Annotated in this window: 15 protein-coding genes; 7 read left to right on the top strand and 8 right to left on the bottom strand. The window is 72.4% G+C overall.

Annotation, left to right across the window (positions count from 1 at the left end; genetic code table 11):
* Positions 1-92: 92 nt before the first annotated feature.
* Both BLR04_RS18345 and BLR04_RS18340 read right to left on the bottom strand, forming a co-directional pair.
* On the bottom strand, positions 93-1,604 hold the full coding sequence (locus BLR04_RS18345; RefSeq protein WP_090766366.1) for a golvesin C-terminal-like domain-containing protein: 1,512 nt from the start codon (positions 1,602-1,604) through the stop codon (positions 93-95).
* A gap of 113 nt (positions 1,605-1,717) precedes the next feature.
* On the bottom strand, positions 1,718-3,151 hold the full coding sequence (locus tag BLR04_RS18340) for a pyridoxal phosphate-dependent decarboxylase family protein (protein WP_090766363.1): 1,434 nt from the start codon (positions 3,149-3,151) through the stop codon (positions 1,718-1,720).
* A 187-nt stretch (positions 3,152-3,338) separates the two neighbouring features.
* Here BLR04_RS18340 and BLR04_RS18335 point away from each other — a divergent pair, with 187 nt between their 5' ends.
* Both BLR04_RS18335 and BLR04_RS18330 read left to right on the top strand, forming a co-directional pair.
* Complete coding sequence (locus BLR04_RS18335) at positions 3,339-4,988, top strand: carbamoyltransferase C-terminal domain-containing protein (RefSeq protein ID WP_090766360.1); 1,650 nt, start codon at positions 3,339-3,341, stop codon at positions 4,986-4,988.
* Positions 4,989-5,018: 30 nt separating this feature from the next.
* A complete protein-coding gene (locus BLR04_RS18330; protein ID WP_245740321.1) occupies positions 5,019-5,834 on the top strand; it encodes an N-acetylmuramoyl-L-alanine amidase in 816 nt (271 codons plus the stop codon).
* On the opposite strand, the gene BLR04_RS18325 is transcribed toward BLR04_RS18330, so the two are convergent.
* Positions 5,815-6,447, bottom strand: coding sequence for a TetR/AcrR family transcriptional regulator (locus BLR04_RS18325; protein ID WP_090766357.1), 633 nt, complete (start codon positions 6,445-6,447; stop codon positions 5,815-5,817). The genes BLR04_RS18330 and BLR04_RS18325 overlap by 20 nt on opposite strands.
* A gap of 99 nt (positions 6,448-6,546) precedes the next feature.
* Here BLR04_RS18325 and BLR04_RS18320 point away from each other — a divergent pair, with 99 nt between their 5' ends.
* The gene (locus BLR04_RS18320; protein ID WP_090766353.1) at positions 6,547-7,647 is read left to right on the top strand and encodes a serine hydrolase domain-containing protein; all 1,101 of its coding nucleotides are present in this window, start codon (positions 6,547-6,549) and stop codon (positions 7,645-7,647) included.
* Between the two features lie 10 nt (positions 7,648-7,657).
* On the opposite strand, the gene BLR04_RS39765 is transcribed toward BLR04_RS18320, so the two are convergent.
* The 4 genes from BLR04_RS39765 to BLR04_RS18305 form a co-directional block, all read right to left on the bottom strand.
* Positions 7,658-7,843: a hypothetical protein gene (locus BLR04_RS39765; RefSeq protein ID WP_143022092.1), complete on the bottom strand. Its 186-nt coding sequence runs from the start codon at positions 7,841-7,843 to the stop codon at positions 7,658-7,660.
* Between the two features lie 303 nt (positions 7,844-8,146).
* Entirely contained in the window at positions 8,147-9,301 is a 1,155-nt protein-coding gene (locus tag BLR04_RS18315; RefSeq protein ID WP_090766350.1) for an FAD-dependent monooxygenase, read from the bottom strand.
* A 66-nt stretch (positions 9,302-9,367) separates the two neighbouring features.
* Positions 9,368-12,670 (bottom strand): AfsR/SARP family transcriptional regulator, encoded by a 3,303-nt coding sequence (locus BLR04_RS18310; RefSeq protein ID WP_090766347.1) that lies wholly within the window; start codon positions 12,668-12,670, stop codon positions 9,368-9,370.
* A gap of 116 nt (positions 12,671-12,786) precedes the next feature.
* Positions 12,787-14,328 carry an MDR family MFS transporter gene (locus BLR04_RS18305; RefSeq protein ID WP_218129050.1) on the bottom strand — a complete coding sequence of 514 codons (1,542 nt, stop codon included), beginning with the start codon at positions 14,326-14,328 and terminating at the stop codon, positions 12,787-12,789.
* 82 nt (positions 14,329-14,410) lie between these two features.
* Here BLR04_RS18305 and BLR04_RS18300 point away from each other — a divergent pair, with 82 nt between their 5' ends.
* Positions 14,411-14,989, top strand: coding sequence for a TetR/AcrR family transcriptional regulator (locus tag BLR04_RS18300; RefSeq protein WP_090766341.1), 579 nt, complete (start codon positions 14,411-14,413; stop codon positions 14,987-14,989).
* 5 nt (positions 14,990-14,994) lie between these two features.
* Here BLR04_RS18300 and BLR04_RS18295 read toward each other — a convergent pair whose 3' ends face one another.
* On the bottom strand, positions 14,995-15,744 hold the full coding sequence (locus BLR04_RS18295) for a sulfite exporter TauE/SafE family protein (protein WP_090766338.1): 750 nt from the start codon (positions 15,742-15,744) through the stop codon (positions 14,995-14,997).
* Between the two features lie 52 nt (positions 15,745-15,796).
* Here BLR04_RS18295 and BLR04_RS41385 point away from each other — a divergent pair, with 52 nt between their 5' ends.
* The 3 genes from BLR04_RS41385 (at position 15,797) to BLR04_RS18285 (ending at position 18,645) form a co-directional block, all read left to right on the top strand.
* Positions 15,797-16,075, top strand: a complete 279-nt coding sequence (locus BLR04_RS41385) for an MBL fold metallo-hydrolase (RefSeq protein ID WP_218129049.1) — start codon at positions 15,797-15,799, stop codon at positions 16,073-16,075.
* 50 nt (positions 16,076-16,125) lie between these two features.
* Entirely contained in the window at positions 16,126-16,248 is a 123-nt protein-coding gene (locus BLR04_RS42375) for a hypothetical protein (RefSeq protein ID WP_281191511.1), read from the top strand.
* Positions 16,249-16,329: 81 nt separating this feature from the next.
* A complete protein-coding gene (locus BLR04_RS18285) occupies positions 16,330-18,645 on the top strand; it encodes a M28 family peptidase (protein ID WP_090766335.1) in 2,316 nt (771 codons plus the stop codon).
* The last annotated feature ends 2 nt before the right edge of the window (positions 18,646-18,647 follow it).

Raw genomic sequence — 18,647 nt, 5'->3', positions numbered from 1 at the left:
GTGACTTGCGGTCTGCACGTCACTATACGTCTAATCACACGTATCTTCAGGAGAAACGGCGAGGAGGCCGCAGGTGCCTGCTCAGGTGCGGGTCAGCGGGTGATGCGGACGGCGTCGGCGATCACGTGGCCGGTGCCGGAGGTCCAGCGGCTCACCCCGACCACCTTGTACGTGCCGGCGCGGAGCTGGAACGTGCCGATCGTGCGCCAGGCGCCGCCGCCCGACCGCTGGTCGACGTACACCGTCCGGTTGCCGCTGGGCGTCGCCACCATGTACGGCGCCGCGCTGTTGTAGCCGGGGTCGGCCGGGTACCAGACCTCGACCCGGTACGTGCCCGCGCTGGGAATGGTCGCCGTGTACCAGGCCGGGTCGCTGGCGGCGACGGGTGCGGCGAAGCGGTAGTCGGCGCCGTGCCGCCGGCTGGAGAACGTGGAGGTGCCCCAGTTGGCGCTCGCGGTGAACCGGCCCGACGTGGCGTTGTCGATCGTGGTGCTGAACGCGGGCGCGGGCGTGCTGCTGCCGGTCACGTACTTCATGAACGTCGTCCAGTTCCAGTTGCGGCCCGGGTCGGTGTGCGTCGCTCCCGGCACCTCGTTGTGGCCCACGATGCCGGTGCGGTTCTTCGGGATGCCGTACTTGTCGCAGAGGTGGCGCGTCAGGGCGGCGGAGGCGCGGTACATCGCGTCGGTGAACCACGAGGCATCGTTCACGAAGCCCTCGTGCTCGATCCCGATCGAGCGGTTGTTGTACGACGAGTTGCCGGCGTGCCAGGCGATGTCCTTGTCGCGGACCATCTGGGTGACGGCGCCGTTCGACGACTTGACCACGTAGTGCGCCGACACCCGGGCGCTGGGGTTCTGGAACCAGGAGATGGTCCCCGCGTACGAGCCCTGGGTGACGTGGATGACCACCCGGTCGATGTTGTGGCTGCTCTCGCGGCCGGCGGCGCGGTAGTTGCCGGAGTTCGCGGGCGTCCAGGCGGCGCCCGGGTAGTCGGCGCCGGCCGCGTCGGCGGCGGTGAGGTCGCGGGCCTTGGCGTACTCGCCGCGGTCGGCGGTGACCTCCTGCGGCTCGACCCGCACGCCGCGGGCGTCGATGCCGAGGCCGAGTCCCTCGTAGACCGCGTCGGCGTACAGGCGGCCCAGCGCGGCGGAGGAGGCGTTGCCGTACGCGGCGACGGCGCCGTACCAGCGGCCCGGGTCCTTCCTGGCGGTGGCGTCCAGGCCGAGCCGGTCGGCGTGGGAGCGCAGGACGGCCGCGCCGCCGAGGACGTTGGCCTCGTCGTCGGACTTCAGCCTGCCCTCGGCAAGCTCGGTCAGCTCGGCGGCCTTCTCCAGCGAGCGGTTGGCCGGGTTGCTGACCAGGTGCATGACGCCGTAGCCGTTGCTGGCGCTGGGCTCGCCGCCGTGGCCGTCCAGGTGGGTCTCGGCGTACGCGAGGGCGACGAGCAGGTCGCGGGGCACGTCGTACGCGGCGGCGGCCTTGGCGAAGGCGGCGGGTAACGGCGCGTCCCTGGCCTCCGACCACGCGGGCCGGGCGGCCACGAGCAGGACGGCCAGGAGGCAGCCGGCGAGGGCTGCTGATCGCGTGCGGACGAGAGTCATGGGTGCTCCTCGTTCACGGGCAGGACGGGGAGCACGCTACGACAGGCCTCTGACCCGATTCCGACAATTGGAATTACTCGTGAATCAGGTGAACTTGTGTGAAATGTGGGGCTTCACCGGCTGTAGATGACGGACAGGAAGCGAACGAGGACCGACTCCCGTGAGGCGGCGGGGAGGGCGTCCAGGATGGTGTTGACGGCCGCCATCTCCGGCTGGCCCTGACCCGGCCGCAGGTCCACACCCACCGCGGCGGCGAGCTCGGCGAAGCTCGGGTCGTCCAGCGCGTCGAGGTCGAGGCCCGCCACGAGGTCGACCAGCCCGTCCGGCAGCTGGACGGGCCCGCGCTCGCGGGCGGCGGCGGCCGACTCGGCGATGACCTTGAGCATGGCCTCGACGCCGGTCAGGGTGACCCCCGTGACCGTGATGTGCAGGTTGGCGGGGATGCCGGCGTACGAGAGCTGCGGCTGCAGGAACCAGCCCCTGGCCCGCGCCTCGTCCGCGAGCACGAACACGTCGATGTCGTCCCCGGTGAACGCCACCAGCGACGACTCGGGCTCCCCGAGCACGCGCAGGCCAGGGACCGCGGCGATGCCCTCGCGCAGCCGCTTCGTGGCGGCCAGCGTGGCGCGGCCGAGCTCGACGTACCCCTCGCGGCCGAGCGCGCGCAACGTCGCCCAGGCGCCGCCGAGCGGGCCCGCCGACCTGGAGCTCTGCACGGTGGCGTTGATGATCGTGTAGCCGGGCCAGGCCGCCGAGGCGAAGTACGCCGCCCGCCGCATCGCAGGATCGGCGAACAGCACGACGGAGGCGCCCTTCGGCGCGTAGCCGAACTTGTGCAGGTCGCAGGAGATCGAGGTGACGCCGGGCACCGACAGGTCGAACGGCGGGATCGCCGCGCCCGCCTCGCGCAGCCACGGCAGCAGCCATCCGCCGACGCACGCGTCCACGTGGCAGGGAACGCCCGCCGCCGCGGCCACCGCCGCGACCTCCGCGACCGGGTCGACCACCCCTTGTGGATAGGACGGCGCCGAGACGGCGACCAGGATCGTGTCCGCGTCGACGGCCGCCTCGACGTCGCCGGGCCGTACCTTGTACGTCTCCAGGTCGACCGGCACCGCCACGACCTCCACCCCGAGGTAGTGGGCGGCCTTGTGGAAGGCGGGATGCGCGGTGACCGGCAGCACCAGCTTGGGCGTGCCGGATCTCCGCGCCGCCGAGGCGGTGTCGCGGGCGGCCTTGACGGCCAGCATGATCGACTCGGTGCCGCCGCTGGTGAAGATGCCGTGGCCGCCGCCGAGCACGTCGGCGACCGCGCCGACGACCTGCCGTTCCATCTCCACCACGCTGGGGAAGGCGGTGGGGTCGAGGCAGTTGACCTCCAGCATCTCCAGGTACGCCCGCGTCGCGGCGTCGTTGACCTCGGCCCGGCCGGTGTCGTAGACGTACGCGGTCACCTGGCCGCCGCGTACGGGCAGGTCGTGCTGCTTGAGGCGGACCAGTTCGGCCAGCAGGTCGCCGGTGGGCACTCCGGTGGGGGGAAGGTTCACGCGGGGCTCCTCGAGGGTGGTCGCCGCGTCAAGATCCTGTCGGCGGGGTCACTGGAACCGAAGATAATTCGGTCGGCTGCGGCCGGTCAATCGGGAAAGTACTGACGGGTCCCTTACGCGGTTGGGAGATCGTCTTGCGCATGCCTGGGGTAATGGTGCCCTTGATCAGCACCAGGAGGCACCGAAGATGGCGGACGTTCCCATCGTTGTCGGTATCAATCGCACGCAGGACGGCTCGCTCGCCGTCGCGGTGGGCGAATCAGGCATGTACAGCCTGCAGAAGGACCGCATCACCCGCCGCAGGGGTCACTGGGGGCGTCTCGGCGACCTGCCCGACACCTACCTGCCCGCGTTGCCGCAGCTCAAGGAGCCTGTCTCCCTGATCGTGGAGAGCTACTCCTGCGACACCGAGATGGAACACGCGAGCGCCTACCACGGGGAGCTGCGCGAGACGCTCAGCCTGCGGCACGGCGCCCCGATCGCGCTGCTCTCGCACCACCTCGCCCACCTCTACGGCGCCTTCTACCCCTCGCCGTACGAGCAGGCGGCGGGCCTGGTGATCGACGCGCGCGGCAGCCGGGTCAGGGACTTCACCGAGCAGCTCGACCTGCCGCCAGGCACCGACTCCGAACTGCTGGAGGTCGCGTCGTTCTACCGCTGCGCGCGCGGCAGGATCGAGTGCGTGGCCAAGCAGCTCTGGGACGGCGACTGGGCGCGTCCGGCGGGGCTCGGGTGTTTTTCCGCGCTGCTGTCGGCAGCCCTGTGGCCAGGGGAGAGCGACGAGGAGAGGGTCATGGGCCTCGCCCCGCACGGCGACCCGGACGCGCTCGGCCTGCCCGACCTCGACGTACGCGGCCACGAGGTGCACATCCCTGCCGCCTGGATGGAGGCGTTCGGCGCGGCAGGCGCCTACGAGCCTGGCGGGGAGGAGTTCCGGCGGGCCGCCGACCTGGCCGCCGCGGGCCAGCGCGCCTTCGAGCGGGCCCTCGGCCGCCTCGCCGAATGGCTGCACGACCGTACGGGGCTGGACGCGCTCGTGTTCGCGGGCGGCGCGGCGCTGAACGTCACGGCCAACGGCCGGTTGCTGCGCGAGTCGCCGTTCCGCGAGCTGTTCGTCCCGCCGAGCCCGCACGCGGGCGGCACCGCCCTCGGCTCCGCGCTGTACGGCATGATCACCTGCCTGGGCGTGGGCAGCCGGTTCCGGTGGACCGACGACTTCCTCGGCCCCGACCCCGACCCCGCCGCCGTCGAGGCCGCCGTGCGGGGACTGCCCGACGGGCTGCACGCCGAGCGGCCTGGCGCCCTCGTGGAGGCGATGGCGGCGCTGCTCGCGAACGGGCAGACGGTGGGGCTGCACCAGGGGCGGGGCGAGTCGGGGCCGCGCGGGCTGGGCAACCGCAGCATCCTCGCCGACCCGCGCAGGCCCGGCATGCGCGACTACCTGAACCGGGAGGTCAAGGGCCGCGAGTGGTTCCGTCCGCTCGACCCTGTGGTGCCGGCCGACCAGGCCGGACGCTACTTCGAGCTCGACCGGCCCACCCCGTTCCGCCAGTACGCCGTCCCCGTCCGGCCCGCGTGCCGCGACCTGCTGCCCGCGGTCACGCGCGTGGACGGCAGGGCCGCGCCGCAGACGGTCGAGCGGGAGGCCGCGCCGTTCCTGTACGACCTGCTGGGCGCCTGGCAGCGGCGGACCGGAGTGCCGGTGCTGGTGAACACCTCGCTGAGCGGGCCGGGCGAGCCGCCGGCCGAGACGCCCGAGCACGCGATCGAGACCCTGCGCAAGACCGGTCTGCACGCGCTGGCGCTGCCGCCGTATTTGATCACCAAGCGAGCGTAGCCGCAGGTCAGGAAGGGTACGGTCAGTTTCGTGTCTGCCTATCGGGCCGCGGTGCTGGCCCTCGTGACGCTCGCGGCGGGGTGCGGGAACATCGCGCCGCCGCCGCTGGAGCGCGCGGCGGTGGACCTTCCGCGCCCGCTGGACTCTCCGCCCGCCGAACGTCCGCTGGACTCTCCGCCCGCCGCGCGCCCGCTGGACGGGAAGGTCGTGGTGATCGACCCCGGTCACAACGGCGGCAACGCCGCGCACCCACGGGAGATCAACCGCCAGGTCGACATCATCACCGGGCGCAAGGCGTGCAACACCGTCGGCACCGCCACTGACGCCGGATACCCCGAACACGCCTTCACCTGGGACGTCGCCTCCAGGCTCAAGCCGATCCTGGAGGGCATGGGCGCCACGGTGGTGCTCACCCGCCCGAACGACAAGGGGGTCGGCCCGTGCGTCGACGTGCGGGCCGCCATCGGCAACAAGGCCAAGGCCGACGCGGTGCTGTCGATCCACGGCGACGGCGCGCGGCCGAGCGGGCACGGGTTCCACGTGATCATTCCCGGGCTGCTGCCGGGGCACAACGACGACGTGGTGGGTCCGTCGCGCCGGTTGGGGCGCGCCGTCCGCGACGCCTACCGCGCCGGCACCGGCATCCCGTACGCGAACTACACCGGGACGAACGGCCTGAACCGGCGTACGGACCTGGGCGGGCTCAACCTGTCGAAGCGGCCGGCGGTGTTCATCGAGGCCGGCAACATGCGCAACCGCGGCGACGCGGCCAAGATGTCGAGGCCGGCGTTCCGCGAACGCATGGCCAGGGCCCTGGCCGACGGGCTCAGGCGGTTTCTCGACTAGCGTACGCGCGCAGGAACGCCGCGGCCGCGGCCTCGGCCAGGCGGTCGAGGTCGGTTTCGGTGTAGAGGTCGTTGCCGCCGCGGAACATGGCCTTGTTCACCGGGATCCACAGCAGCAGGCCGACGAAGTGCTCGGCGGCGAGCTCGGGGTCGTCGAGGCGGAGCGCGCCGCGCTCGGCCAGCCGGCAGAAGGCTGCCGCGAGGGTCTTGAGTGAGCGTTCGAAGCCCTGCTCGTACCAGGTGCGGCCGAGATCGGGGAAGCGTTCTGCCTCGGCCATGACGAGGCGGCGCAGGCGCAGCAGGTCGGGCTCCAGGATCGCGCCGAGGAAGCCGCGGGCCAGCGTGCGCAGGTCGCCCGCCAGGTCGCCGTCGCCGTCGAGAGTCGCCGTGATCATCTTGGTCAGGCCCTCCACCTGGGCGGTGGTGTCCATGATGATGCTGGTGAAGAGCTGTTCCTTGTCGGTGAAGTGCTTGTAGACGGTCTGTTTCGACACCGAGGCCAGCGCGGCCACCTCGTCCATGCTCGCGCCGACGTAGCCGTTGCGCAGGAACACCGGCCGCGCCGCCTCCACGATCTGCGCCCGCTTGCGTGCCGTTCGGCTGTTGTCTTCCATGAACCGCCCTCTCGTCGTCCCTGCGGAGAAGAGTACTAGACAGTTCCGTACTGAGTCAGTACTGTACCGTCTAGTTCCCCCCGAGGAGAGGAAAAGGTCATGAGCGACCTCCAGCAGCAGGTGCAGGCAGCCGCAGACAAGCTGGTCGAGTCAGGCGAGGAGCGTGGGCTCCAGGTGGCCGTCTACCGCGACGGCGTGCAGATCGTGGACGTGGTCGCCGGGGTCGCCGACCCGGAGACCGGGCGGCCCGTCACGCATGACACGCCCTTCTACAACTTCTCCATCGGCAAGGGCGCCACCGCGACGGTCGCGCACGTGCTGGCCGAGCGTGGCCTGTTCGGCTACGACACGCCGGTGGCCGAGCTGTGGCCGGAGTTCGCCCGGCACGGCAAGCAGGGCATCACCGTGCGCCACGTCCTCTCCCACACGGCGGGCGTGCCCGGCGTCCCCCTCGACACCACGCCCGAGGACGTCTGCACCTGGGAGAAGATGACCGCCGCGCTGGAGGACGCCGAGTTGTGGTGGGAGCCGGGCACGAAGATGGGCTACCACGCCCTCACGTTCGGGTTCCTGGTCGGCGAGATCGTCCGGCGGGTCACCGGCAAGCCGATCTCGCAGGTGCTGCGTGAGGACGTCACGGGGCCGCTGGGCGTGGCCGACGAGCTCTACTTCGGGATGCCGGACAAGGAGCACCACCGGCTGGCCCGGCTGGAGGACGCGCCGATGGACATGTCGGCGTTCGGCGAGATGCCGGCCGACCTGCCGATGTTCAAGGCGGCCCCGATGACGCTGATGCCGAACGCCGACCTCGGCAACCGCCCCGACTACCTGGCCGCCGACATCCCGGCCGGCGGCAAGACCTCGGCGCGCGCCATCGCCCGGATGTACGCCGCGCTGCTCGGCGAGGTCGACGGCGTGCGGCTGGTCTCGCCCGAGCGGCTGCGCGAGGCGACGGCGGTGGCGTCGGACGGGATCGACGAGGTCTTCGGCATGCCGACGACCTGGGGCCTCGGTTACGGCATCGGCGGACCGGCCTCGACGGCGGAGCAGAGCCCGACCGTCTTCGGGATGTCGGGCGCCGGCGGCAGCGCCGCCTGGGCCGACACCGCCACGGGTACCGCCTTCGCGCTCACCAAGAACCGGCTGACCAACGACTTCGCCGCGGCCGGGCTGTTCGCCGGCATCGTCTCGCGGGGGTGACCCCGGGGCGTCAGCCGTCGCGGCAGAGCGGGTCGCCGCCGACCACGCAGGCGATGTCCTCGAGCGCACAGCTGAGCAGGGTGCCGTCCATGCCCAGCACGAGCACGAGGTCGCGCCTGGACGGGTGGGCCAGCATGATCTGGCCCACGACGCCGTTGTCCAAGATCACAGTCGGTCGGCCTTCCATGTGATCCATGCCCCCGTGCTCCTCTCAGGTCCGGTACGAGTCCCGCACCGGACCCGTCCTCACCAGGATGCACAGGCTCCCACCATGAGCGCATCGGTCGTGAGGTGGTATTTCCGGTCCCTCCGGAGGAGGGTGCAACTCTTGGTCCCCATACTTTCTGAAAGCGTGGGCCGAGCGCCAGTGCCACCCTGAGAGAGAACGCGTTCCAGCCTGCCGATCGGCCGCTGTTCGGCGCGGTGGCGGCGATCCCGACACAGTAAGATCTTCGGTCAAGAGACAGTCACGGACGATCGAGATGAAACGTGTTTCATTTCACTTGGTGAGAGCGGGGTAGTCCTTCAGGTCGATGTCGGTGGCGAAGCTGTCACCCATCTTGATCATCATGCGGAGCAGGAAGGAACTCCGGAACACCAGGTTCCGCGCCCACATCCTCGCCTTCGTGGGAGGGGCCATGAAAGGTCCCGCGTTCCCGTTCTCCGCGATCTTGGCGTACGGGCGCATGTGCCGCTCGTAGGCGGCGAAGGCCGCGCGGTGGTCGCCGGCCGCCTCGGCCAGCTCACCCGCCAGCACGTACGCGCCCACCATCGCCAGCCCGGTGCCGAAACCGCCCAGCGTGTTGCCGTACGCGGCGTCGCCGAGCAGCACCACCCGGCCCGCGCTGTAGCGGTCGATCCTGACCTGGCTGAGCGAGTCGAGGTAGACGTCGCCGGAGCGGCGCACCGCGTTGATGATCTCCGGAGTCCGCCAGCCCATGCCCGCGTACGCGCGCGCCAGGATGTCCTTCTGCTGTCCGGCGTCGTACCGGTCGTAGTCGAGCGGCTCGGAGGCGAAGACGAAGAACGCCGGCGACTTCGGCCCGCCCACCGCCACCATCCGGCCAGGCTCGTTGTACATGCTCGGCGGGCCGAAGTCCTCGTCCACCTCGGCCAGGGCGTAGTGGTAGCCGAGGTGGCGGACGAAGTCCGCCTCCGGGCCGAACGCGAGGCGGCGCACCGACGAGTGGATGCCGTCCGCCCCCACGACCAGGTCGAACGTCCGGGGTGCCGAGCGCTCGAAGGTGACGTGGACGCCGTTGCGGGTGTCGGTGAGCGAGGTGATCGAGTCGCCGAAGAGGTACTCGCAGTGCGGGGCCGTGCGCTCGTACAGGACGCGGGACAGGTCGCCGCGCCGGATCTCCAGGTCGCCGCCGGTGAACTCGCCCGACATGACCGCGAGCCTGCGGCCCGCCGCGTCCACGATCTCCTGGTCGACGCCGCCGGTCCGCAGGCGGCGTACGTCGTCGAGGACGCCCATGCGGGTCAGGACGGTGAAGTGGGTCTCGCCCTTGAAGTCGACGGCCTGGCCGCCCGGGCGCGGGGCGGGGGCCTTCTCGACGACCGTGACGGTGAATCCGGCCCGGACGAGCCAGTGAGCGAGTGCGGGGCCGCCGATGCCGCCGCCCGAGATGAGAACATTTCCGTTTCGCATGCCCCGAGGCTCGTAGCGCCCGCTGACAACCCGACGACCACGTGCTGACAACCACCTCGCGGACCGTCAGCGGTCGTGCCTCGCGGTCAGGTGGGTGGCCGCCTCCTGGAGAGTCGTCCTCGCCTGGTCGTGACTCATCGTCGCGCCTCTGGCGTACGCGGACGCGAAGCGTTCCCTGCCCAAGAGCCGGGTGGCCTCGGTGGCGGTCGCGGCGACGTCGCGGTCGCCGGCCACGGCGAGGCCCCGCAGCGCCACCGCGAGGCCGAGCAACTCCGCCGCCTGTTCGGCCGCCTGGCCTGTCGAGGGGTCGAGCGGTGCTGTTGCCGTCGCGGTGAGGAGGTGCCCGGCGAGCCCCTCGGCCACCTGAGCGAGGTCGGCGGCCACGGGGGAGCCGAGGGCCGCTCGGAGAGCCATGCCATGCAGCCGGGCCGCCTCCTCCACGAGCCGTGCGGCGTCCCGTGCCTTCGTCATGGTGGCGGCTCGTGCTTCCGCGAGGCGGCCGAGGGCGGTGTGGACGCGGGATCTGGTGCCGTCGGCGGTGAACGCGCCGGTCGCCGAACCGGCCTGCGCCGCTTCGAGCCGGCGCGCCGCCTCGGGGAGGTCGCCGGCGTGGCGGGCCAGCTCGCCGAGCCCGAGCTGTACCCAGGCCATCAGCTCGGGCCTGCCCAGCCGCCGTTCGAGCTCGCCCGCGCGTTCGTGGTCGGCGCGGGCCGCCCGGACGTCGCCCGCCCGTACGTACGCGTCGGCCCGCTGGCACAGCGTGTCGGCCAGTTCGTCGAGCGCGCCGAGCTCCTCCAGCAGGACGAGTGCCTCGTCCCACAGCCGGAAGGCGCGCGTCCAGTTGCCACGCCAGCTCGCCAGCAGGGCGAGCCAGCCGAGCGCCTGCGCCTTTCCCCAGCGCTCACCCACCGAGCCGAAGTCGGCGAGCACCTGCTCCAGCTCTCGTTCCGCGTCGGCGGGGGAGCCGCCGATCAGCAGCATCAGGCCGATGCTGAGCCTTCCGAGCGCCCGGCTCCACGGGTCGGAGCCGAGGATGACCCGCCCGGGAGCGTCCTGCGGCCCGCTCCTGGGCGGTCCGGCGATCATGCCCCAGAGGGCGGCGCCGAAGCGGTACCGCATCGGCCGGTCGAGCGACTCGACGATCTCCCAGGCCCGCTCCCAGTGCGGCGACCCGGTCTCGGGTACGGCGTGCAGCACGGCCAGCACGTACTCCTCGTCCAGCCCGACGGGCGGCTCGACGCCGGCCGGGTGCTCGGTGGAGGTGAGGAGGTGTACGGCGTGACGGGTGGCCTGGCCGCGTCGGCCGCTCAGCCACCAGTACATCGCCAGCGCCGCCACCGTCCGCCACGCCGTCGGACGGTCGTGCTCGGTGCTCCAGCGCAGCGCCGCCTGCAGATTGGCGTTGTCGGCCGACAGCCTGGCCAGCCACTCGAGCTGCTCGTGGCGGTAGAGATGCTCGTCGGCACGCCGCGCGAACTCCAGGAACCAGGCGGCGTGCGCCTGCCGGAGCGCGTGCTCCTCGCCCGAATCGGTCAGCCGCGCCAGGCAGAACAGCCGGATCGTGTCGAGCATCCGGTAGCGTTCGCCGTCGGTCTCGACCAGCGACTTGTCGACGAGGCCGGCGAGCGTCTCCGCGCTGCCGGGGCCGCAGACCCGTTCGACCGCCTCCAGGGTCGCGCCCCCGGAGAACACCGCGAACCTCCTGGCCAGCGCCTGCTCCTCGGCGTCGAGCAGGTCCCAGCTCCACTCCACGACGGCGTGCAGCGTCCGGTGCCGGGCGGCGGCCGTACGGTCGCCGCGCGAGAGCAGCCTGAAGCGGCCGTGCTCGGCCAGCCGGTCGGCGATCTCCGCCACCCCGAACGTCCGCACCCGGGCCGCGGCCAGTTCGAGGGCCAGCGGCAGCCCGTCGAGCGCCGCGCAGATGCGCAGCACCGCGTCGAGGTTGTGCGGGCCGAGCGCGAACCCCGGCCGTACGGCCGCCGCCCGGTCGGCGAACAGCCTTACCGCCGGGTACGCGAGCGGGTCGGCGACGGGCTCGTCGGGGGACGGAGTGGGCAGCGGAGCCAGCTGGACCAGCCGTTCACCGGTGATCCCCAACGGCTCACGGCTGGTGGCCAGGACGGTCAGCCCGGGGGAGCCGGCCAGCAGGCGGTGGGCCAGCGCGGCGGCCTCGTCGACGACGTGTTCGCAGTTGTCCAGGACGAGCAGGACGTGCTTCTCTGCGAGCGCCGTGAGCAGCCGTTCGACGGAATCGCGATCTCCGCTCGCGGCGAGCGGCCGCACCGCGGGCTCCCGTACCCCTAAGGCCCCGAGCACCGCCTCAGCCACCCGTCCGGCTCCGTCGACCACCCCGAGATCAACAAAACACACCCCGTCGTACGCACCGGCGTCAGTAGCGGGGGTGTCGTGCCCACCTCCATGGGGGCTTGCCTCGCTGCGAGGGGCGGTGGTGGGGGTGTGGGCACTCCTGCGGGTGGTGAAGTGGAGGGCCAGGCGGGTCTTGCCGGTGCCGCCTGGGCCGATGACGGTGATCAGGCGAGCGTCCCGCAGGGTGGCGAGGTGGGCGAGTTCGGGTTCGCGGCCGACGAAGCTGGTCAGCTGGGCGGGCGGCGCGGTCCAGCCCACGGGCTCCTGAGGGCGTTCGCCGCGGAGGAGTTCCAGGTGGAGGGCGGACAGCTCGGGTGAGGGGTCGGTGCCCAGTTCGCCGGCCAGCACCCGCCGGCCCTCCTCGTAGACGGCGAGGGCCTCCGCCGGGCGTCCGGCCGCGTGGAGGGCCCGCATCAGCAGGCCGCGCGCGCGTTCGCGCAGGGGATGGGCGTCGACCAGCCCACGCAGCCTGGCCACCGGCCGTACCCCGGGAAGGGACAGTTCGGCCTCGGACAGGTCCTCTGTCGCCGCCAGCCGCAACTCCTCCAGTCGCGCCGCGTGCGGCCCGGTGAACGGCGCGTCGGCCACGTCCGCGAAGGCCGGGCCGCGCCACAGCTCCAGCGCTTCGCGCAGGACGGCGGCGGCCGTGGCGGGCGGGCCGGCGGTCAACAGCCTGCGCCCCTCTCTGGCCAGCCGCTCGAAACGGTGGGCGTCGACGTCGCCGGGGTCGACGGCCAGGCGATAGCCGGTGCCGTGCGACTCGATCAGGCCGGCCGGCAGGGCTCGCCGCAGCCGGGAGATCTGTGCCTGCACGGCGTTGGCCGCGCCGGCGGGTGGGTGGTCGCCGTACTGGCCGTCGAGGAGGCGTTCCGTGCTCACCAGCCGGCCGGCGTCGAGGAGCAGCATCGCGAGCAGCGCGCGCTGCCGCGGCCCGCCGACGGCGACGGGCTCGCCGCCGTCGCCCGGCCGCGCCACCAGCGGCCCCAGGATGCCGAACTCCACGTCGTCAATTCTCCTGCACCTGGTCGCGGTACGGGGCCCGTGCGTCGGCGGATCGGCCGGGCGGGAGAATGATCTTGTGCGAGCCCTGTCCGCAGCCGGGGCTCGCACACCCCCGTTCAGGACACCGTCGACTTCTCCTCGGGGGTCGTGGACGGCAGGTCGAGGGTGTCGCGGAGTTTGACCGGCTGCAGGAACAGGGCCGCGACCAGCCCCGCCGCGGCGATGGCGGCCGAGATGAGAAAGATGTGCCCGGTGGCGTCGCCGTACGCGGCCCGTACGACGAGCCTGACCGGTTCGGGCAGCGCCGCGAGGTTCAGCGTGCTGCCCCCGCCCGTGCGGGAGGCGTCGATGCCGAGCCGCGCCAGCCCGGCCGCGATGCTCGCCGCCACCTGGTTGGCAAGCACCGCGCCGAGCACCGACACGCCGACGGTGCCGCCGAGCGACCGGAAGAACGTGATCGCGCCGCTCGCCGCGCCCAGCTCGCGCAGCGGGACGGTGTTCTGGACGGCGAGCACGAGGTTCTGCATCGACATGCCGACCCCCGCCCCGACCAGCACCATGGCGGCGCAGACGAGTACGAGCGAGGTCTGGTGGTCGGCCGTCGAGAGCAGCAGGAAGCCGGCCGTCAGCACGGCGGAGCCGGCCACGATGTACGGCTTGACGTTGCCGCTCTTCGACACCATGCGTCCGCTCACCGTGGACGAGACCAGCACGCCGAACATCATCGGGATCGTGAGCAGGCCCGCCTCGGTGGGGCTGTAACCGCGGCCGATCTGGAAGTACTGGCCGAGGAAGACCACCCCGCCGAACATCGCCATGCCGACCGCGAGGCTCGCCAGGATGGCGAGCGCGGGCGTACGGCGGCGGATGACGTGCAGCGGCACCACGGGTTCGGCCACCTTCGTCTCGACCCAGGTCGCGACGCCGAGCAGGGCGAGCCCGCCGAGCGCCATCGCGGCCGTCTGCCACGACAGCCAGGCGAAGGTGTCGCCGACGAAGGTCACCCAGATGAGCAGCACGCTGACGCCCGCGGCGATGAGCGTGGCGCCCACGTAGTCGACCTTGACGTCGTCGCGCCGTACGGTGGCCATGCGCAGCGTCGCCTGCAGCAGTCCGAACGCGGCCACGGTGAACGGCACCGCGATGAAGAAGCACCACCGCCATCCCAGCTCGTCGGCGATGAGCCCGCCGAGCAGCGGCCCGGCCACGGTGGCCACGGCCATGACGCCGCCGAGGTAGCCGTTGTAGCGTCCACGTTCCTTCGGCGGGATCATCGCCGCCATGATCACCTGGACCAGCACCTGGAGCGCGCCCATGCCGAGCCCCTGCACCGCGCGGAACGCGATGAGCTGCGCGGTGTCCTGAGCGAAGCCGCACGCCAGCGAGCTGACCATGAAGATCACGATGGAGAGCTGGAGCAGCAGTTTCTTGCTGAACAGGTCGGCCAGCTTGCCCCAGACCGGCGTCGAGGCGGTGGAGGCCAGCAGCGTCGCGGTGACGACCCACGTGTACTGCGACTGGGTGCCGTTCAGCGCGCCGATGATCTGGGGCAGGGCGACGGACACGATCGTGCCGCTCAGCATCGCGACGAAGAGCGCCAGCAGCAGGCCGCTGAGCGCTTCGAGCGTCTGCCGGTGGCTCATTTGAGGTGCGTTCATGGAACCTCCCCGGCAAATATATGCGCAGTGGGAAAGTTTGCCTATTGTGCATAAATTCCCACTCGGTAGGATAAGCCGCATCATGGACACGACCGTGGGGCTGCGCGAACGCAAGAAGGCCGAGACACGTCAGGCCGTGCACGAGGCCGCCCTGCGGCTCGCCGTGGAGCACGGCCTCGACGCCGTCACGGTCGAGATGATCGTGGACGCGGCCAACATCTCCCGCCGGACGTTCTCCAACTACTTCGCCGGCAAGGAGGACGCGGTCCTCTACGGCGAGGAGCAGCGCATCCGCCGCCTGCTGGAGCTGGTCCGCGCCCAGCCGCCCGGCATGACGGCCTGGCAGGCGCTGCGCCGGTCCGTCGAGGAGATGTACCACCTGGAAGGCGAGCCGGTGCGCGAGTGGGCCGTGCGCACCCGCCTGGCCAGGCGGCATCCCGCGCTCCTCGACCGCCAGCTCGGCAACCTCGCCGGCCTCGAACGCGACCTGGCCGACGCCATCGCCGACCGCGAGAGCACGGTGCCGCCCGCCGTCACCGCCGCCGCGTTCCTGGTCGCGCTGCGCCTGGCCACCCACACCTGGACCGAGGAGGACGAGGCCCGTACCCTGCTGGACGTCGTCGACGAGACCCTCGCCCTCATGGCCAGGCCCTTCACCTGAACAAGTCAGCTCGTGAGCAGCTTGGCGATGGCCACGACGCCGATGCAGACGACCACGCCGCGCAGGACCGGGGCGGGCAGCCGGCGGCCGACGCGGGCGCCCGCGAAGCCGCCCGCCATCGAACCCGCCGCCACCAGCAGCACGGCGACCCAGTCGACGTGGGCGACGATTGCGTACAGGACGGCGGCCGCGCCGTTGACCAGCACGATTAGGACGTTCTTGGCGGCGTTGATCCGTTGCAGGCCGTCGGCGAGCAGGATGCTCAGCAGGCCGATGAGCAGGATGCCCTGCCCGGCACCGAAGTAGCCGCCGTAGACGCCGGCCGCGAAGGCACCCAGCCACAGCCAGGGGCCGCCGTTGCCCTGTCCGCGCCGGGCCGCGAACAGCGCGCCCAGCTTGGGCTGGAACAGCACCATCGCGCAGGAGACGGCGACGAGGACGGTGACGATCGCGGTGAACGTCCGCTCAGGAAGGGTGAGCAGCGCCACCGCGCCGGCCAGCGAGCCGACCACGGAGGCGGGCGCGAGCCGCAGCAGGCGCGCCCGCTGGCCGGTCAGCTCGGCGCGGTAGCCCATGACGCCGGCCAGCCCGCCAGGGACCAGGCCGATGTTGTTGGAGACGTTCGCGGTGATCGGCGGCAGCCCCACGGCGAGCAGCGTGGGGAAGGTGATCAGCGAGCCGGAGCCGACCACCGAGTTGATCGCGCCGCCGGCGACCCCGGCCGCCACCACCGCGGCCATCTCCCAGGGTGTCATCACCTCGAACTCTAGGTCACGTCTCGCTCTCCGAGATGATCCGTACCGCGAAATGAGACATTACCCACAGGGCCGCGTGCTGCGGCTGCTCGCGCACTGGCCGGACGGCGCGGTGGACGCCGTCGTCATCACCCACGAGCACCCCGACCACTGCGTCGACCTGCACGGGCTGTTCCGGATGCGGTTCTACGGCGACCCCGGTGGGCCGGCCTGCACCGGTGACACCGGCCCGACCCCCGCGCTCGCGACCTCGGCCGCGACGCCGATCTGTACATCGTCGAGGCCACCGATCGCGACGGCGAGACCGCCCGCCCGTCCCGCAATCTGCTGACCTCGGCGGAGGCCGGTGGGTGGGCGGGCCGCGCGGGCGCCCGACGGCTGATGCTCACCCACTTCTGGCCGGGCAACGACCGGGCCGCCGCCGTGGCGGCCGCGCGGCAGGAGTTCGGCGGTGAGGTGCTCGCGGCGGAGGTAGGACTCACCGTCCCGCTCGGCACGAGCTAGCCGTACTGCGGAGAACCACAGGTCGAAACGGGTACGGGCATCATTACGGGCGATGACCGGTGAAACCTAACGTTCTCCGCCATGACGGAGATGTTGTTCCCCCGCCGTGTCCTGGCGGGTGGCGTGGCCCTGTTCACGCTGGCCGTGGTGATCGCGCTGACCGCGCTGACGGACGGCGCGATGCGGCCGCTGCCCGCCTCGGCGCCGGCGGCCGAATTCAGTGCCGAACGGGCGCTACGCCACCTGGAGCGGTTCGCCGACCGGCCGCGCCCCATCGGCAGCCCGGCGTCCACGCGGGCCCGCGCCTACCTGATCGGACAGCTGCGCGCGGCGGGCCTCGACGTACGGGTCCAGCGGGCGGTGGGCGCGAACTCCTCGACGGGGCTGGCGTCGTTCGGGCTGACGCACGACATCGTGGCCACCAAGCACGGCACCGACTCCAGCGGCACCGTTCTGATCGCGGCCCACTATGACTCGGCCGCGATGGGCCCCGGCGCCGCCGACGACGGCGCCGCCGTGGCCGCCGTGCTGGAGACCGTACGGGCACTCGGCGGCGAACGGCTCCGCAACGACCTCGTGTTCCTGCTGACGGACGGCGAGGAGGACGGCGTGCTCGGCGCGCGGGCGTTCGTCCGGGAGCACCGGCTCGGGCGGGCAGGCGGTGTGCTGCTGAACTGGGAGGCCAGAGGGGTCGGCGGGCCGTCGCTGCTGTTCGAGAGCACGCGGGGCAACGCGGGGCTGGTGGAGACGTTCGCGCGGGCCGTGCCGGAGCCGCGGGGCGACTCCATGATGGTCGAGCTCTACCGGATGCTGCCGAACAACACCGACTTCACCCCGCTGACCGAGGCCGGGTTCACCGGCATGAACTTCGCCTTCATCGAGGGCTCGTCGAGGTACCACACGGCCGACGACTCGCTCGCGTACCTCGACCCGGGGAGCCTGCAGCACCACGGGGCGAACATGCTCGCGCTCGCCCGAGCACTCGGGGCGGCCGAGCTGACCTCGCTCGCCTCCGACGACGATGTCACTTATTTCCGGATTTTCGGGGTCATGGTGACGTACCCGAACGCACTGGTGTGGCCGCTGGCCCTGCTCGGGTTGGCGGCTGTGGCCGGGCTGGCGGCGATCGTCCGGCGGAGGCGGCTGGCGAGTGTGCCGCGGATCCTCGCCGGTGTGGTGTGGGGAGCGGTCCCGCTCGTGCTCGCGGTCGTGCTGGCGCAGGCGTTGTGGGAAGTGCTGGTCGCGGTGCGGCCCGCCTACGACGGGATGGGCGGGCTGCCGCACCGGCCGGAGGCGTTCCGCGCGGCCGTCGCCGTGCTGGCGTGGCTGGCCGTGCTCGGGGCGTACCTGCCGTTGCGACGACGGATCGGTCCCGCCGCGCCCGCCGTCGGAGGGTTGGCCTGGCCGGCGCTGCTGGGCGTGGTGTGCGCGCAGGTCGCGCCGGGGGCGTCGTTCATGTTCACGCTGCCCGCGCTGGCGTGCGCGCTCGGGACCCTGGTGGCGCTCCTGCTGCCGGCCGGTCCGCGGGTGGCGGCGGTGACGGCGGGCGCGAGCGTCGCGGCGGCGCTGCTGCCCGCGCTGGCCGGGGTGGCGTTCGACGGGATGGGGCTCGCGCTCGGCGGCGTGAGTGCGCTGGCTCTGGCCCTGTTCGGCCTGACGCTGCTGCCGCTCGTGGAGCTCTGCCTCTGGCTGGAGCGCCCCGGTCAGGTCCGCTTCGCGCGCGTTCTCCGGTCCGGACGGCTCGGGCTGCTCGTGGCAGCCGGTCTCGCGGTGGCGCTGGTGGCGGGCGGGTTGGCGTTCGACCGGTTCGACGCGTCACACCCGGGGCGCACCCATCTGGCGTACGTGATGGACGCCGACACCCGAACCGCGGCGTGGGTCAGCGCCGACCTCGACCCGCCCGCCTGGACCCGTACGTACGTCTCCGCCCGCGACACCGGCCACCTCCCGCCCGGCTACGCCCGCGGCGCCCTGTGGACGGGCCCCGCCTCGGCGATCGACGCCGACGGCCCGCGCGTCGAGCTGCTGTCCCGTGGCGACGGCGGCTACCGGCTGCGGGTCACCCCCGGCCGGGGCGCGCGCTCGGTCACGCTCCGGGTCGAACGCCCGATCACCGGAGCCACCGCCCAGGTCAGGGGGACGCGTCCGGTTGCCGTCGAGGTGACCGGCGTCCGGGCGAACACCTGGCCGGGCGAGGTCCGCTTCCGCGGGCTGCCCGCGAGCGGCGCCGTGATCACCCTGCGGGCGACGGGGACGGGCCCCCTCCGGGTGACGGCGATCTCAGAGACCGACGGGCTGACGTCGGCGCCCGGGTACGTGCCAAGGCCGCCCGGCCTCGTCGCGGCGACCCGCGAGGACGGCGACCTCGTCGCGGTCACTCGTACGTACCGGTTCTGATG

It is taken from the genome of Nonomuraea maritima (assembly GCF_900100395.1).
Lineage (GTDB): Bacteria > Actinomycetota > Actinomycetes > Streptosporangiales > Streptosporangiaceae > Nonomuraea > Nonomuraea maritima.
This window is presented reverse-complemented; position numbering and strand designations above follow the sequence as displayed.